Source organism: Burkholderia sp. BCC1977 (assembly GCF_905339595.1).
In the GTDB taxonomy this organism is placed as follows: Bacteria; Pseudomonadota; Gammaproteobacteria; order Burkholderiales; family Burkholderiaceae; genus Burkholderia.
In genome coordinates this window covers 16,366-30,889 of the sequence record NZ_CAJPGQ010000064.1, presented here as the reverse complement: position 1 = coordinate 30,889, position 14,524 = coordinate 16,366, and the positions used below count along the sequence as shown (strand labels likewise).

General features: G+C 65.1%; 12 protein-coding genes. 8 read left to right on the top strand and 4 right to left on the bottom strand.

The genetic code is table 11. The features are described from left to right. Positions 1-53: 53 nt before the first annotated feature. A complete protein-coding gene (locus U5771_RS32625) occupies positions 54-980 on the top strand; it encodes a LysR substrate-binding domain-containing protein (RefSeq protein WP_322027754.1) in 927 nt (308 codons plus the stop codon). Here the strand turns inward: U5771_RS32625 and U5771_RS32620 are convergent. Together U5771_RS32620 and U5771_RS32615 are read right to left on the bottom strand one after the other, a co-directional pair. Further along, complete coding sequence (locus U5771_RS32620) at positions 934-1,971, bottom strand: LysR family transcriptional regulator (RefSeq protein WP_322027753.1); 1,038 nt, start codon at positions 1,969-1,971, stop codon at positions 934-936. The two genes, U5771_RS32625 and U5771_RS32620, sit on opposite strands and share 47 nt — an antisense overlap. Positions 1,972-2,054: 83 nt before the next feature. Next, positions 2,055-2,798, bottom strand: a complete 744-nt coding sequence (locus tag U5771_RS32615) for an SDR family oxidoreductase (RefSeq protein ID WP_322027752.1) — start codon at positions 2,796-2,798, stop codon at positions 2,055-2,057. 192 nt (positions 2,799-2,990) lie between these two features. Between U5771_RS32615 and U5771_RS32610 the strand changes: the two genes are divergently transcribed. Continuing rightward, complete coding sequence (locus U5771_RS32610) at positions 2,991-4,511, top strand: PLP-dependent aminotransferase family protein (protein ID WP_322027751.1); 1,521 nt, start codon at positions 2,991-2,993, stop codon at positions 4,509-4,511. Between the two features lie 348 nt (positions 4,512-4,859). Further along, positions 4,860-5,360 (top strand): Ohr family peroxiredoxin, encoded by a 501-nt coding sequence (locus U5771_RS32605; protein WP_322027750.1) that lies wholly within the window; start codon positions 4,860-4,862, stop codon positions 5,358-5,360. A 108-nt stretch (positions 5,361-5,468) separates the two neighbouring features. On the opposite strand, the gene U5771_RS32600 is transcribed toward U5771_RS32605, so the two are convergent. Beyond that, a complete protein-coding gene (locus tag U5771_RS32600; protein WP_322027749.1) occupies positions 5,469-6,677 on the bottom strand; it encodes an NAD(P)/FAD-dependent oxidoreductase in 1,209 nt (402 codons plus the stop codon). 229 nt (positions 6,678-6,906) lie between these two features. On the opposite strand from U5771_RS32600, the gene U5771_RS32595 reads away from it, so the two are divergent. From U5771_RS32595 to U5771_RS32575, 5 genes are all read left to right on the top strand, one after another. Further along, positions 6,907-7,908: a bestrophin family protein gene (locus U5771_RS32595; RefSeq protein ID WP_322027748.1), complete on the top strand. Its 1,002-nt coding sequence runs from the start codon at positions 6,907-6,909 to the stop codon at positions 7,906-7,908. A 294-nt stretch (positions 7,909-8,202) separates the two neighbouring features. Continuing rightward, entirely contained in the window at positions 8,203-8,982 is a 780-nt protein-coding gene (locus U5771_RS32590) for an acetoacetate decarboxylase (RefSeq protein WP_322027747.1), read from the top strand. A 15-nt stretch (positions 8,983-8,997) separates the two neighbouring features. Then, on the top strand, positions 8,998-9,780 hold the full coding sequence (locus U5771_RS32585; RefSeq protein ID WP_322027746.1) for a 3-hydroxybutyrate dehydrogenase: 783 nt from the start codon (positions 8,998-9,000) through the stop codon (positions 9,778-9,780). A gap of 10 nt (positions 9,781-9,790) precedes the next feature. After that, the gene (locus U5771_RS32580; RefSeq protein ID WP_322027745.1) at positions 9,791-11,062 is read left to right on the top strand and encodes a patatin-like phospholipase family protein; all 1,272 of its coding nucleotides are present in this window, start codon (positions 9,791-9,793) and stop codon (positions 11,060-11,062) included. Between the two features lie 175 nt (positions 11,063-11,237). After that, on the top strand, positions 11,238-12,242 hold the full coding sequence (locus U5771_RS32575; RefSeq protein WP_322027744.1) for a VTT domain-containing protein: 1,005 nt from the start codon (positions 11,238-11,240) through the stop codon (positions 12,240-12,242). 638 nt (positions 12,243-12,880) lie between these two features. Here U5771_RS32575 and U5771_RS32570 read toward each other — a convergent pair. Beyond that, positions 12,881-14,437, bottom strand: a complete 1,557-nt coding sequence (locus tag U5771_RS32570) for a DHA2 family efflux MFS transporter permease subunit (protein WP_322027743.1) — start codon at positions 14,435-14,437, stop codon at positions 12,881-12,883. Positions 14,438-14,524 lie beyond the last annotated feature (87 nt).

Sequence of the window (14,524 nt, the reverse complement as noted above, 5' to 3'; positions counted from 1 at the left end):
AATCCTGCACTGAGCGATACCGCGCCGCTGCCCGTTCCACGCCGATGCTCCCGATGAAACGACTGCCTTCCCTCAACGCGCTGCAGGTTTTCGACGTCGTCGCCCGTCACGGCAGCTTCACGCGCGCCGCCGGGCACCTGTGCCTGACCCAGGGCGCCGTGAGCCGGCAAATCCTCGCGCTCGAAAGCTTCTATCAGTTTCCGCTGTTCAAGCGCACGCCCAAGGGGCTGACGCTGACGGCCGAAGGCGAGCTCCTGTTGCCGACGGTGCGCGAAAGCTTTGCGCGCATCGAGGAGGTATCGATGCGCCTGTCACGCAGGCGCACCGAGCTCGCGCTGAAGGTGCCGACCTGCATGATGCAGTGGATGCTGCCGCGCATCATGCGCTTCCAGGCCGAGCACCCCGAACTCCAGGTGCAGATCACGACCACCTGGGAGCATCACGTCGATTTCCGCATGGAACCGTTCGACGCCGCGGTGATCTACGCCCCCGGCGCCGGTCCCGACATGCACGCGATCCCGTTGTTCGAAGAGCGGCTCACCCCTGTGTGCGCCCCGAGCCTGCTGGACCGGCAGCCGCTCGCGAGTCTCGACGACCTGGCCGGTCATACGCTGCTGCATCCGACGCGCGACCACCGGGACTGGAAACGGTGGCTCGAGCATGCAGGCGCGCAGCACGTCGACTCGACGCGCGGGTTGAGCTTCGAAACGCTGGACCTCGCGACCCACGCGGCGATCGACGGTTACGGCATCGCGATCGGCGACCGGACACTGGTGGACGAGAGCGTGGCGGCGCACCGGCTCGTGATGCCGTTCGACATCTCGTTGCCGACGGGGATGGGTTATTACTTCGCGTATCCGGGCGGGAGCGAACAGCAGCAGAAGATCCAGCTGTTCGGCGACTGGATCGCGGACGAACGCGCGTGGGGTTCCGTCAAGCCGCCAGCCCTGCCGACGCAGCCTCCCGGATCTCCGGATTGAACCGCGTCATGCAGTTCAGATCGAGCGCGCGAATCTGCTCGGTCATGAAGTCGACGAAGATCCGGATGCGCGTCGGAAGATGTTGCCGGCTCAGATAGCAGATGTAGTGGCCGCGATCCTCCGGCACATGCTTCGCCAGCGCGACGACGAGCTCGTTCGACGCGAGATGGTCGCGGATCTGGTAGCCCGCCATCTGCGCGATGCCCGATCCGTTCAGCACCGCACGCAACACCAGATCCGCGTCGTTGAACGTGAGGCGCGACGTCGGCAGGTACTTCTGCACGCGGCCGTCCACGTTGAACTCCCATTCGAACAGGCGCCCGCTGGCAAAACGGAAATTGATGCACGCGTGCCGGTCCAGGTCGTCGAGACTCTGCGGGAGACCGTGCCGCGCCACATACGACGGCGCCGCGCAGAGCGCCATCTGCATCGGGATCAATTGCCGGGCGATGATGCTGGAGTCCTCGATCCGTCCGTTGCGAAACGCCACGTCGATGCGCTCCGACACGAGGTCGATCGGCCGATCGTCGAGCAGCAGATCGATGACGATGTCCGGATAGGCGAGCGCGAACCGTTCCAGCAGCGGCGCCACGATCTTCCTGCCGAATCCCACCGCCGCGCTGATGCGGATGAGGCCGCGCGGCGGCCCCTGCCGCAATTCCAGCATGTCGTTCATGGCTTCCACGATCTGTGCCACGCCCTGATGGCAGTTCTCGAAGAAGCGCCGGCCCTCGCACGTCAGCTCGGTCGTGCGCGTGGTCCGCTGGAACAGCCGCGTACTCAGCTGCGCCTCCAGCTTCTGCACGTTGCGGCTCACGGCCGGCCGCCCGACGCCGAGCAGTTCGGCGGCCTTGGTGAAACTCCCCTCGCTCGCCACGGCAACGAATGCGAGGATGCCTGCATAGCTCGCGCCGAAGCTCGCCGACAGTGCATCGGCGCGACTGGCCAGGTCGCGACGCGTGCCGTGTTCCGATGGTTCCGAATGATTCATTTCCGCTGCCCCCAGACGTGCTGCTCATACGGATCGACTCGTCGCCGGCATGCGCCGGCATATCGCCTACGTGCGAACGTGAATCAGCTTCTTGCCAGCCACTGGTCGAGACCGATGCGGCCGAGTCGCGCGGCCCCGAGCGGCACCAGCGAGGTTTCCTCGACCCGGCCGCCGTAGTAGCGGGCGTCGCGATCGGTCACCACCGCGCGCGGGTCGCCGACCGACTTCAGATAGCGCGCGACGATCTCCGCGAACGGCGCGCGATCCGGGCCCGCGATCTCGACCGTGCCGTTCTGCGGCCCGGCGAGCGCGGCCTGCGCGACGAGTGCCGACACGTCTTCCGCCGCGATCGGCTGGAACAGTCCGTCGCCGATGCGAACCGTGCCGTCTTTCGTGCCGAAATCCGCGATGCCGCCGATGAATTCCATGAATTGCGTCGCGCGCACGATCGTGTACGGCACGCCCGCCGCCTCGATCGCCTGCTCCTGCGCGACCTTGGCCAGGAAATAGCCGTTCTCCGGCATGCGGTCGCAGCCGACGATCGACAGCGCGACGTGATGGCGGACGCCCGCGGCCACTTCGGCCTTGCCGAGATTGCGTGCCGACGTGCGGAAGAAGTCGAGCACGGCCTGCGGTTCCCATGACGGCGCGTTCGCCACGTCCACGACGACGTCCGCGTCCGTCAATGCGTCGGTCAGGCCCTCGCCCGTGATGGTATTGACGCCGGTGCGCGGCGATGCGGCCAGCGCGTGATGGCCCGCTTCCTCGAGCAGCGTGACGACACGCGAGCCGATCAGGCCCGAACCGCCGATGACAACGATCTTCATCGCAAAATCTCCTGACGAATGGATTTCATGTGAATGCGAGGGGATGTGACGGGTGCCGGATCCGATGAAGCCGGTCATGACGGTCGCATCGCGTGACGCAATTGTGGAAGAATCATGTCCTATCCAGCAGTGCCAAGAATCGTCGATCGGACTGGTCCATGCCGGGTCTGTTCCGTCACCCACGAGGCCGTCATGTCTGCGCAACCCTCCACACTGACCATCGAGATCGACCGGCAGCATCAGTTGCCGATCTATCTGCAGATCTGCGAGCGGTTCCGAACCGCGATCGCCGCGGGCCACCTGCGTCCCGGCGATCGCGTGCCGGCGCTGCGCGGTCTGGCCACGCAATTGAACACGGCGCGCGGCACCGTCGAGCAGGCCTATACGATCCTGGTCGACGAGGGATATCTGCAGATGCGCGGCGCGGCAGGCACGTTCGTCGCGCCGTCCCTGCCGAAATCGCTGCCGCGGGCGGCGCCGGCGCGTGACGACGCATCGGCACCGCACGTCGACCACGCCAGCTTGCTTGCGGCACCGGGCATGTCGCGCGACAGCCCGCCTCCGCGGCGCGCGCAGCCGATCGCCGTCGCGATGAGCGGCGAGCCGCGCCCGTTGCAACCCGGGGTTCCGGCCCTCGACGCCTTTCCGCGCAAGGTATGGCACCGGCTCGTGTCGCTGCGCGCGCGCAGCGGCGATCGCGCGCTGCTGGGCTATCCGAATCCGGCCGGCTACAGGCCGCTGCGCGAGCACATCGCCACCTATCTGGGGCTGTCGCGCGGCGTCACCTGCATGCCCGAACAGGTGTTCATCACCGGCGGCTACCGTGCCACGCTGGAACTCGTGCTGCGCAGCCTCGCGCGTCCGAACGACCGCGTCTGGTTCGAGGACCCCGGCTATCTTCTCGCACGCAGTTTCCTGTCCGAGACCGGTGTGCAGCTCGTTCCGGTGCCGGTGGACGCCGAAGGGATCGACGTCGCGCGCGGCATGCAGCTGGACCCGCATGCGCGCTTCGCGCTGGTGACGCCGTCGCATCAGAGCCCGCTCGGGCATACGCTGTCGCTATCCCGCCGCATCGCTTTGCTGGACTGGGCCGAAAAGACGTCCGGCTGGATCGTCGAGGACGACTACGACAGCGAGTTCCGCTATCTGGGCCGCCCGCTGCAGGCGTTGAAGAGTCTCGACCGGCGCGATCACGTGATCTACTGCAGCACCTTCAGCAAGGCGATGTATCCCGGTTTGCGGCTCGCGTACGCGGTCGTGCCCGAACGTGCGGTGGAGCGCGTCGAGCGCGTGGCCTGCAGCATGAACGCCGGTTCGCCGACGCTCCTGCAGGCGGCCCTGGCCGATTTCATCGAACAGGGCCACTTCGCCCGGCATCTGAAGCGCATGCGCACGCTGTACGGCGAGCGACGCACGCTGATCGTGCACGCGTTGCGGCAGGCGTTCGGCGAGCGGCTGATCGTCGAGTTGCCCCCTGGCGGCATACAGTTCGCGGTGCGGTTCACGGCGGGGCCCGAAGGGCCGGTCGACGATGTCGCCGTCGCCGCGCGCGCCCGCGAAGCCGGGCTCGCGGTCCTGCCACTGTCGATCTGGTATACGAACAGCCACACGCAGCAAACGCCGCGCGGCCTCATCATCGGGTTCGCGAACATCGCCGACGCGGACGAGGCGCAACGTCACGCACGCACGCTGCGCGCGTGCCTGGGCCGCTGACGCGCCGCGTACGGCAATGGCGTGCGGCCGTGCGTGGCGGCAACCGCCGCCGGGCGCCTCGTCAAAATTCGTGGCGCGTTCCGGATTGGTGTCCAACGGGAAACATACAATCGCCCGGAACGGCCATACCGCCATCATGTACGCGCCTCTAGCATGAAAGCGTCTTTCTCCCGTAGACGAACCGGGAATCGGGCGGCACCGGAAGATTGCCGCATTCCTCGGACAATCGCCCCACCCGTCATTCCTTGAAGACGCTACTTGCCCGGGCAGTCCAGCCCCTTCGCAAGACAGGTTTCGACGATCGAATGACCGAGGGTCGGAGCGTGTCGCTGAATTCGAGCATGCATCATGGACGACAAGAAGCTGCAAGCCCCGCCGCTTTCCCTCCTCGACAGGTATCGGGGCCGGGATTTTCAACCGCTTTACACCACGACCGTCACGGTGTCCGGCGGCGAGACGGGACATGGCCGCGCATCCGGCGTGGCCCGCTCGGACGACGGCAATCTCGCCGTCGATCTGCGCCTGCCCACCGAATTTGGCGGGCCCGGCAACGGGACCAATCCGGAGCAGTTGTTCGCGGCAGGCTTCGCCGCGTGCTTCCACGGTGCGCTCAATCTGATCGAGAAACGCGCCGATAGGGAGACCCCCGATACCGCCGTGGCGGTGCAGGTTTCGTTCGGCCGCGATCCCATGGATGGTGGTTATGCGTTGCTCGTCGAGGTTCGGGTGCGGATGCCGGGCGTCGATCGAAGCATCGCGGAAGAAATGGTGCGAACCGCGGAACGCTTGTGCCCGTATGCGAAGATGGCCCGGCAAGGCACCGTCAATATCGTGACCGTCGTCGACTGACCCGACGACGGTCGTGCCGCGGCAGCGTGTCGTCCGCCGACGACGTTCGTTGCTGCCGCGACGTGCCGGCCCCCGTCGCGCATCTCGCGATACGCGCGGGGCGGCCGGTCAATCGAACGATGCCTGCGGGTTACCGGCCGCCAGCGCGTCGGCCCGATTCGGTGCGGGCGGATAGATCCATTGCGTGTTGATCATCTGCTTGCGCGCCTTTCCTTCGGCATGCGTCAGTTTGATCTGCCGATCCCAGCCTTCCGAGTAAACGGCACCCCAGTCGCCCAGATCGACGCATGTCGCATAGAACGGCTGCCGGTATTCCAGTGTCGGCACGCCGATCAGATCGGCCGCGACGTTGTGCCCGCCGAACTGCCCCATCACGATCGCATGCTGGCACGACATCAACGCATGGTGCCCGTCATCGTCGCTGCGCGCCCGCGCCACGTCTCCCGCGACGAATACATGCGGTGCTTCCGCCACCCGAAGGTCCGGTGTGACCTCGACGCGCCCGAGCGGGTCCAGATGCGAGGAGACTTGCGACGTCAGCGGGCTCGCATGCATGCCGCCCGCCCAGATCACGGTCATGGCCTCGATGTGCATGCCCGACGCGGTACGAACACCGTCGGGCGCGACCGACACGACGCGCGATCCGAGTACTGCCTCGACGCCCAGCGACGCGAAGGCTTCAGCGACATACGGTCGAGGGTTGGGGCCAAGATCGGGACCGATGTCGTCCTGCGCGCCGATCACGACGACACGACCCGTCGCCTCCGGGCCGAACCACTCGCGCAAGCGCTTGGGCAACTCGGTGGCGACCTCGATACCCGTAAAGCCGCAGCCGACCACCGCGACCGTATTGCGTGCCCGCGATTCCGGCAGTTTCGCGAGCGCCGCGAAGTGGTCGTCGAGCGCGACCGCGTCCTCGATGCGATCGACCGAGAACGCGTGTTCCGCGAGCCCCGGCACCGGCGGCCTGCTCAACCGGCTACCGCTCGTCAACAACAGCCTGTCATACGCGATCAAGCGTCGCTGGCCGTTGGCGCAAGCGACACTGACCGTCTTCTCGCGGACGGAAATCTCCTCGACGCTACCTTCGAGAAACTTCACGCCGACCGCATCGAGCAGCGGCAACAACGGTGCGGCCATTCGCTGCGGCTCGCTTTCGTACAGTCGCGGCCGGATCTGCAGCTCCGGTTTCGGGGAGATCAACGTGATCTCGACGTCGCCGCTCGTCACACCGGCACCATCCAGCACGCGCGCCGCGCCCAGTGCGCCCCACACGCCGGCAAAGCCGGCACCCACTATCAGGATCTTCTGCGACATGATCATGGCCCTCGGTTGATGTCGATGGCGGCAACTCGCCGCGCGAAGTCATCCTAGGTCGACACGGCATTGCGCAGTAGATCCGCAGTCGTGCTCACGATGTTGCCGCTTCGGCACCAATCCATCACACGCCGCGCCGATCGATCGCAGGCATGATGTCGACGAACGATCGCACGCGACTCGAACACCGTCTTCGTCACCCACCTGAATCAACGATGAGGCAAATAAAATGCATCTGGGGAAATCGTACAAACTGTCGGAGTTCCTGATCTGGACGCGCTGGAAAATTTACGAGCTGCTCATTTTCGGTTCCGTTCCGGTTGTCCTGTACAAGTTCTTCTCCGTTACGTGGCTGTCGATACCCCTGACGATCGTGGTTCTTCTCGGCACCGCGACGTCGTTCATCGTCGGCTTCAAGAACGTTCAAACCTACAACCGCGCCATGGACGCGCTGGAAATCTGGACCGATATCCTGAGCAAGAGCCGTCGCTGGGGCCAACTCGCTCGCGATTTCGTCATCGATGACGAGATCGCCCGAACGCTCGTCTATCGCCACCTTGCGTGGCTGACCGCACTGCGCTATGACCTGCGTCGCCCGCGCATCTGGGAAAGCACGAACAAACGCTACAACGCGGAGTACCGCCGCTTCTATCGTGTTCCGGAGTGGGAAAGGGACATCCGGGAATTGTTGCCGAAGTACCTCTCCGCCGCTGAAACGGAACAGGCGCTCTCCTCCGCGTCCATCGCCACGTTCGTGCTGAACCTGCAGGGGACCTCGCTCAAGACGCTGCACATGGCCGGCCAGCTGAATTCGAACTTTTACATGGAGCTTCATAAAACCGTCGGAGACTTCATCGATCTCCAGGCAAGATCGGAGCGCTTCAAGAACTTTCCCTACCCGCGCCAGTACGCGACCGTCAGTTCCCTGTTCGTCCGGTTCTTTTGTCTGTCCCTTCCGTTCGGTCTTCTGAACGAATTCAACCGGCTGAACGATGGCGTGAGCGGCTTCATGCACGGCAACATGGTATGGCTGGTCGTGCCCTGCAGCGTCGCCGTTTCCTGGATGTACACGTCGCTCGAGCAGGTTGGCGAAAGCACCGAGAATCCGTTCGAAGGCGGTGCGAACGACGTGCCCATTTCAACGCTGTGCAGCACGATCGAGCACGACCTGAAAGCGATGCTCGGGGAACCCGCACGCGATCCGTCGAGCCGCACGATCATCGCGCTGTAGCAAGTCAGGCGCTTTCGCCGCGCCATCCGCCTTTCGCCGATTGTTGTCGCCGAGACAACATGATGAGGTCCTTCCCGACGCTACTGCCGCACGAGCACATCGCCTACGCTTGGCGCTGACGGTGGCCGTGCATGCATGGCCGATCCCTACCGGGAGACGGACACGACACCGCAAGAGCAACGTGCGACCCGCGCGGCCGTCAGTGCCGCGTTGCGTCTTCGCGCGTCATTGGCCGCGGCAGCCAAGGCTGTTGCCATGGTGTAACCCGGCACCTCACCAACCGAGGAACGATCCGTGACAGAAGAAGATATCCGCAGCAACGCGTTTGCGATGCCCGTGCACAACCCGGCGTATCCGCGTCCGCCCTTCCGCTTCGTCAATCGGGAGTATTTCATCATCTCGTACGAGACGGACATGGACTCTCTCCGGGCCGTCGTCCCGGAACCGCTGACGGTCGACCAGGCCGTCGTCCATTACGAGTTCATCCGGATGCCCGATTCGTCGGGATTCGGTGACTACACCGAAAGCGGCCAGGTGATCTCCGTTCTGGACCAGGACGGCACGCGAGCCAATTTCACGCACGCGATGTACCTCGACGACGAAGGCCCGATCGCAGCCGGGCGGGAAATCTGGGGATTTCCCAAGAAACTGGCGTCGCCGCGGCTCTGCGTCGACGGCAAGGACACGCTGCTCGGCACGCTCGACTACGGCACGCAGCGCGTCGCCACCGGCACGATGGGTTACAAGTATCGCGCGCTCGACACCGAAGCCGAGCGCCGCAAGCTCGCCGACGCGCCGAACTATCTGCTCAAGGTCATTCCGCACGTCGACGGCTCGGCGCGCATCTGCGAACTGGTGCGCTTCTTCCTGCGCGACGTCGACGTGATCGGCGCGTGGGAAGGGCCTGCCGCGCTCGAACTGCATCCGCACGCGCTCGCGTCGGTTGCCGACCTGCCGGTTCGCAAGGTGATCGGCGCGCGTCACGTCATCGCGAATCTCACGCTCGATATCGGCGAAGTGGCCCATGACTACCTCGCCCCCGCCGCGTCGCTGAAGCTCGCGGTCAACCAGTAAATCTCCGGAGGACGTATGGCACTGAATGACAAGGTCGCGCTCGTGACGGGCGCGGCAAGCGGCATCGGCGAACTGTGCGCACGCAAGCTTGCGGCAGATGGCGCGACGGTCGTGATCGCCGACCTGAATCTTGCGGCCGCGCGCAAGGTTGCGGACGAGATCGTCGCCGGCGGCGGGAACGCAATGGCGATCGGGATGGACGTCACCAGCGAGGAAGCCGTCGATGCGGGCATGGCCGAAACGGTGAACCGGCTGGGCGCCATCGACGTGCTCGTGTCGAACGCGGGCATCCAGATCGTCAACCGGATCGAGGACTACGCATTTTCCGACTGGAAAAGGATGCTGGCCATTCATCTGGACGGTGCATTCCTGACGACGCGTGCCGCCATCAGGCATATGTACGCGTCGAACAAGGGCGGCACGGTGATCTACATGGGCTCGGTGCATTCGCACGAGGCCTCGCCGCTGAAGTCTGCCTACGTGACCGCGAAGCACGGGCTGCTCGGTCTCGCGCGCGTCGTCGCGAAGGAAGGCGGGCCGCGCGGCGTACGCGCCAATGTCGTGTGCCCGGGCTTCGTCAGGACGCCGCTGGTCGACAAGCAGATTCCCGAGCAGGCGAAGGCGCTGGGCATCTCCGAACAGCAGGTCGTCAAGGACGTGATGTTGAGGGAGACCGTCGACGGCGAATTCACGTCGGCGGCCGATGTCGCGAACACGGTTGCATTCCTCGCCGGCTTCGAGTCGAACGCGCTCACCGGACAATCGATCGTCGTCAGCCACGGCTGGTTCATGCAGTAAGGAGGACACCATGTATTCGAGCCAGCGTAACAAGCTGAAGCAGCCCCATCGCATCACGCTCCCGGCCTATGACGAAATCGGACTCGTGCTGCAGGGCGGCGGCGCACTCGGTTCATACCAGGCCGGCGTATATGAAGGCATGGCGGAAGTCGGCGTGGAGCCGACGCGAATCGCCGGCGTATCGATCGGTGCGCTGAATACGGCGATCATCGCCGGCAATGCGCCCGCGGACCGCACCGACGCGCTGCGCGGCTTCTGGAACACCATCAGTCAGCCGAGCGATCCGCTCGCTCACGTCGGCGTGTGCCTGTCGGCATGGCCCGGGCTTGCGGACGTGGGGCGCAGGTGGTCGAGCGCATGGGCCGCCACGCGCACGCTGATGGAAGGCCAGGACGGATTCTTTTCTCCGCGCATGCACGTGCCTTTCGCCGCGTTCGGCGGAAAGCGTCCCGATCAGGTCAGCTATTACGACACGTCGGCGTTGCGTGAAACGCTCTTGCGGTACGCCGACTTCGACCGCATCAACGACGGGAACATTCGCGTATCCGTCGGAGCGGTCAACGTGCGAACGGGCAATCTCGTCTATTTCGACAATACGAAAATGCGTCTGGCGCCGGAACATTTCATCGCCTCCGGCGCGCTGCCGCCGGGCTTTCCGGCCGTCGAAATCGACGGCGAGTTCTACTGGGACGGCGGCCTCGTTTCCAATACGCCGCTCACCGAGATCATCCGCGAAAGCCAGCACAAGGACACGCTCGTGTTCCAGCTCGATCTGTGGAGCTCGCGCGGCAAGTTGCCGGGCGACTTCCTCGATGTCAGCGAACGCACCAAGGACATTCAGTATTCGAGCCGCACGCGCGCGATCACCGCGTTCATGTCGCAGAACCAGAAGCACGCGCTGATGATCAAGGCGCTGCTCGAACATATTCCCGAACACGTGCGGCTTGCCCACCCGCTGCTGCGGGAAGCGCAGAAGACGGCGGATGGCAGTGCGGTGAACGTGGTGCACCTGATCTACAAGAACAAGGCGTTCGAGGGGCACTACAAGGACTACGAGTTCAGCAAGGACACGATGCGCGAGCATTGGGCGAGCGGTCTCGAGGATATTCGCCGTTCGTTCGGACACCCGGAGTGGTTCGAGATCCCGAGCCGGGAAATCGGCTTCGTCACGCGCGACGTGCACCGCTATCGGCACGACGTCGATGAAGCCGGCGGCCTCGGCAAGCCTGCTTCCCGTGCGGAACACCATCCGCCGGAGAAGGAATCGTCCGTCGCCGGGTAACACGTATCGACGCCGGCCGCGGGCGAGCCAGTCGGCCGGCCGCGGCGTGCAACGCGTGACCGGCGGCCCGGCCGGCTCCGTTCCAGACTCGCGGTACCGCGCGTGAAGGTCCGCTTCAGGCGGAGCAATGACCGATCGTCGGGATCGCGCCTGCGCCCGCCTCAAGGAGAGCATCATGATGTCGCATGAAATGATCGCGCGGTACGGCACATTGGTCGTATTCCTGAACGTGCTCGGGTCGTCGCTCGGCCTGCCGCTGCCTGCCATTCCGACCTTGGTCACGGTAGGCGCAGGCATTGCGCTCGTGACCCATAGCGCGTCGTCGACGCTGCTGCATTTCTCGGCGCTACTGGCCGCCGCCGTGGTTGGCGGCCTGCTCGGCGACCTGGTCTGGTACCTGGGCGGAAAGCGATACGGCAAGCGCACGCTTCACACCGTTTGCAAACTGACGCCGTCGCGCGACGCATGCGTCCGGACGACCGAGCGCTTCTTCGGCCGTTGGGGCGTTCGTGTGCTCGTGGTTGCGCGCTTCGTCCCCGGCCTGTCGCTCGTCGCCGTTCCGCTTTGCGGCGCGATGGCCGTCAGGTTGCGCGCGTTCGTCCTGCACGATTGCGCCGGCATCGCGCTATGGGCGTCGATCGGACTGGCGATCGGCACACTGTTCGCGTCGCAGATCGATGCGATCTTCGCACTTGTCGCCCGCCTCGGGTGGCACGTGCTCATCGTGATCGGCATCGCACCGCCGCTGTATTTCGTGTACGGATATTGCCGCAGGCGAATGTTGTCAAGTGCGCTCGGGAAAGCGCGGATCAGCGCCGCGGAATTGCATGCGTTGCTCGCGCACAATCCGCGGACGGCCGTGATCGACATCCGCTCCGTCGAACGAAGAATGCTCGATCCGTTCGTCATTCCGGGCGCGGTGATCGGCGATGAACACAAGCCGCGCCAGATCATGGAGCGCTATGGCACGAACCGGACGCTCGTCATCTATTGTGCGTGCCCGCAAGAAGCGTCTGCCGTGTCGGTGGCCAGGCAGTTGCGCCTGTCCGGTGTCAAGCTCGCGTTGCCGCTCACCGGCGGTATCGATGCATGGCGCGTCGCGGGTTTCGACCTGGAACCGATGGTCGCGATGAACGACGCGGTAGTCGGCGCGCAAGCGCGGAAAGTTTGCACGCATTGACGCCGTGGCACGCTCGGTTCGCCGAGTGGCGTGCGATCGCATCGTTGGCGGCCTGTCGGGCCGCCAATTTGTTTGGCAACGAACAACGCCTGCGTAACCCCTTCCCCCCGCACGTGCCGCCAGCGCCGGAAATCGGCATCACGACCGTTGCTCACCCGGCTTCACGTTTCTTCCCGCTCACGTCGTTTCCGGACCGGACGCGGCTCTCACGGCGACCGTCGCGCCATGTGGCGACCACGCCTCCCGTCGCAATCCTGGCGCAAGACGACCTGTCGTTCGCGTAACGCGTAAAGGGTTCCGCTGTCGCGCGCCTGGCGGGCACATTCCTCAACAAAGGCAGTGAGGTTGGTGTGACGGACGTGCAAACGTCCCGGACGCGTGGCGTGCCGCCCAGTTCATCGCCGTGACGACGGAGGGGCTCGAAGGATTCGAACGCCTCGATCGGGTTGACGAAGTGTTTGAACCGCGGCCCGGCCGCTTCCCGCAACACCGCGGCCAGTTCGCCACATGCGACGGCAGGGTGTCCATCATTTTCAAAATGATGGACACCCTGCCGAACTCGATCGTCACGGGTCGGGCATATCCGGGTGCGGCGGCATACGAGCGATCGTCGCCGCGCGATTCCGGCGGCCCCGCGTTCAGTGCCCGCCTGCCGCCATCCCGCCACCGCCGCCCTTGCCCGGCCTGGTGAGCCAGACCAGCGGAATGATGACGATGAAGATGATCGACGACACCCAGAAGATATCGTTCAGTGCGAGCATCGCGGCCTGTGCATTCAGCGTGCGTTCGAAGAATGCCGCGGCCTGATCCACGCCGCCGCCGAGCGTCGCCTGGAGTTGCGCGACGGCGCTCGTGTAGACCGGGTTGTTCACGCTCGATTGCTCGGCGAGCCGCGCATGATGCAGGATCGTCCGGTCATTCCAGCCGGTCGCGATCAGCGACGTGCCGACGCCACCCGCGAACACCCGCACGAAGTTGGACAGCCCGGCGGCGGCCGGAATCCGGTCGGGCGTCAGGCCGGACAGAATGATCGCGGTCAGCGGCGTAAAGAATAGCGCCATCGGAATGCCTTGCAACAGGGTCGGCAGCACCAGCGTATACGGATCGACACCCGTCGTGTAGTGCGAGCGCATGAAGAACACGCCCGCAAAGCCCACGAAGGCCAGCGTCGCGAGCACCCGCGCATCGGACTTCGGCATGATCTTCGCCATCAACGGCGCCAGCAGCACGGCGAAGATCCCGAGCGGTGCCGTCACGAGCCCGGCGTCCACCGATCGATAGCCGAGATACCCCTGAATCCATTGCGGCAGGATCACGAGGTTCGAGAAGAACACTGCGTACGCAACCGAGATCGCGATCGTGCCGCCGCGGAAATTGCGCACCGCGAACAGGCGAATGTCGACGATCGGGTTCCGCTCCGTGAATTCCCAGATCAGGAAGAACACGAAGCTGATGGCGGCGATGACGGCAAGCGTGCAGATCACGGGCGAACTGAACCAGTCGAGATCCTTGCCCTTGTCGAGCATGATCTGCAGCGTCGCGACCCACACGACGAGCGACATCAGGCCGACCTTGTCGATGGGAAGCTTGCGCACCTGTGTCTCGCGGTCGCGATAGATCATCCATGTCACGCCGGCCGCGAACAGGCCGACCGGAATGTTGATGTAGAAGATCCACGACCAGCTGTAGCTGTCGGTGATCCAGCCGCCCAGCGCGGGGCCGGCGATCGGGCCGACCGTCGCGGTCATCGACCAGAGCGCGAGCGCGGTCGAGCTCTTCTCCTTCGAATACGAACCCAGCAGGATCGCCTGCGACAGCGGAATCAGCGGCCCCGCGACGACACCCTGCAATACGCGCGCGGCGAGCAGCACGAGCAGGTTCGGCGCGACGCCGCACAGCCACGACGACAACACGAACAGCACGATCGCGGCCACGAACAACCGGATCTGCCCGATGCGCTGCGTGAGCCAGCCCGTCAGCGGAATCGCGACGGCATTGGCCGCCGAGAACAGCGTGATCACCCACGTGCCTTCGTCGACGGATACGCCGAGGTTGCCCGAGATGGTCGGAATCGCCACGTTGGCGATGGATGAATCGAGTACGTTCATGAACGTCGCGAGCGCGACGGCGATGGTCGCCAGGACCAGCTTTCCGCCCGTCAGCGGCGGCGGTGCAGCTTGCGTTGAGGCATTCATCTCGTGTCCACTCTGAAGTGTCGACCGTGCCGGCGTATCGACCCGGCCCGTCAGACGATTGAATCGACCGGGACGCGACTTTCGACG

Coding starts and splice junctions, on each gene's coding strand:
- U5771_RS32625 (WP_322027754.1), top strand. CDS start 54: ATGAAACGACTGCCTTCCCTCAACGCGCTGCAGGTTTTCGACGTCGTC.
- U5771_RS32620 (WP_322027753.1), bottom strand. CDS start 1,971: ATGAATCATTCGGAACCATCGGAACACGGCACGCGTCGCGACCTGGCC.
- U5771_RS32615 (WP_322027752.1), bottom strand. CDS start 2,798: ATGAAGATCGTTGTCATCGGCGGTTCGGGCCTGATCGGCTCGCGTGTC.
- U5771_RS32610 (WP_322027751.1), top strand. CDS start 2,991: ATGTCTGCGCAACCCTCCACACTGACCATCGAGATCGACCGGCAGCAT.
- U5771_RS32605 (WP_322027750.1), top strand. CDS start 4,860: ATGGACGACAAGAAGCTGCAAGCCCCGCCGCTTTCCCTCCTCGACAGG.
- U5771_RS32600 (WP_322027749.1), bottom strand. CDS start 6,677: ATGTCGCAGAAGATCCTGATAGTGGGTGCCGGCTTTGCCGGCGTGTGG.
- U5771_RS32595 (WP_322027748.1), top strand. CDS start 6,907: ATGCATCTGGGGAAATCGTACAAACTGTCGGAGTTCCTGATCTGGACG.
- U5771_RS32585 (WP_322027746.1), top strand. CDS start 8,998: ATGGCACTGAATGACAAGGTCGCGCTCGTGACGGGCGCGGCAAGCGGC.
- U5771_RS32580 (WP_322027745.1), top strand. CDS start 9,791: ATGTATTCGAGCCAGCGTAACAAGCTGAAGCAGCCCCATCGCATCACG.
- U5771_RS32575 (WP_322027744.1), top strand. CDS start 11,238: ATGATGTCGCATGAAATGATCGCGCGGTACGGCACATTGGTCGTATTC.
- U5771_RS32570 (WP_322027743.1), bottom strand. CDS start 14,437: ATGAATGCCTCAACGCAAGCTGCACCGCCGCCGCTGACGGGCGGAAAG.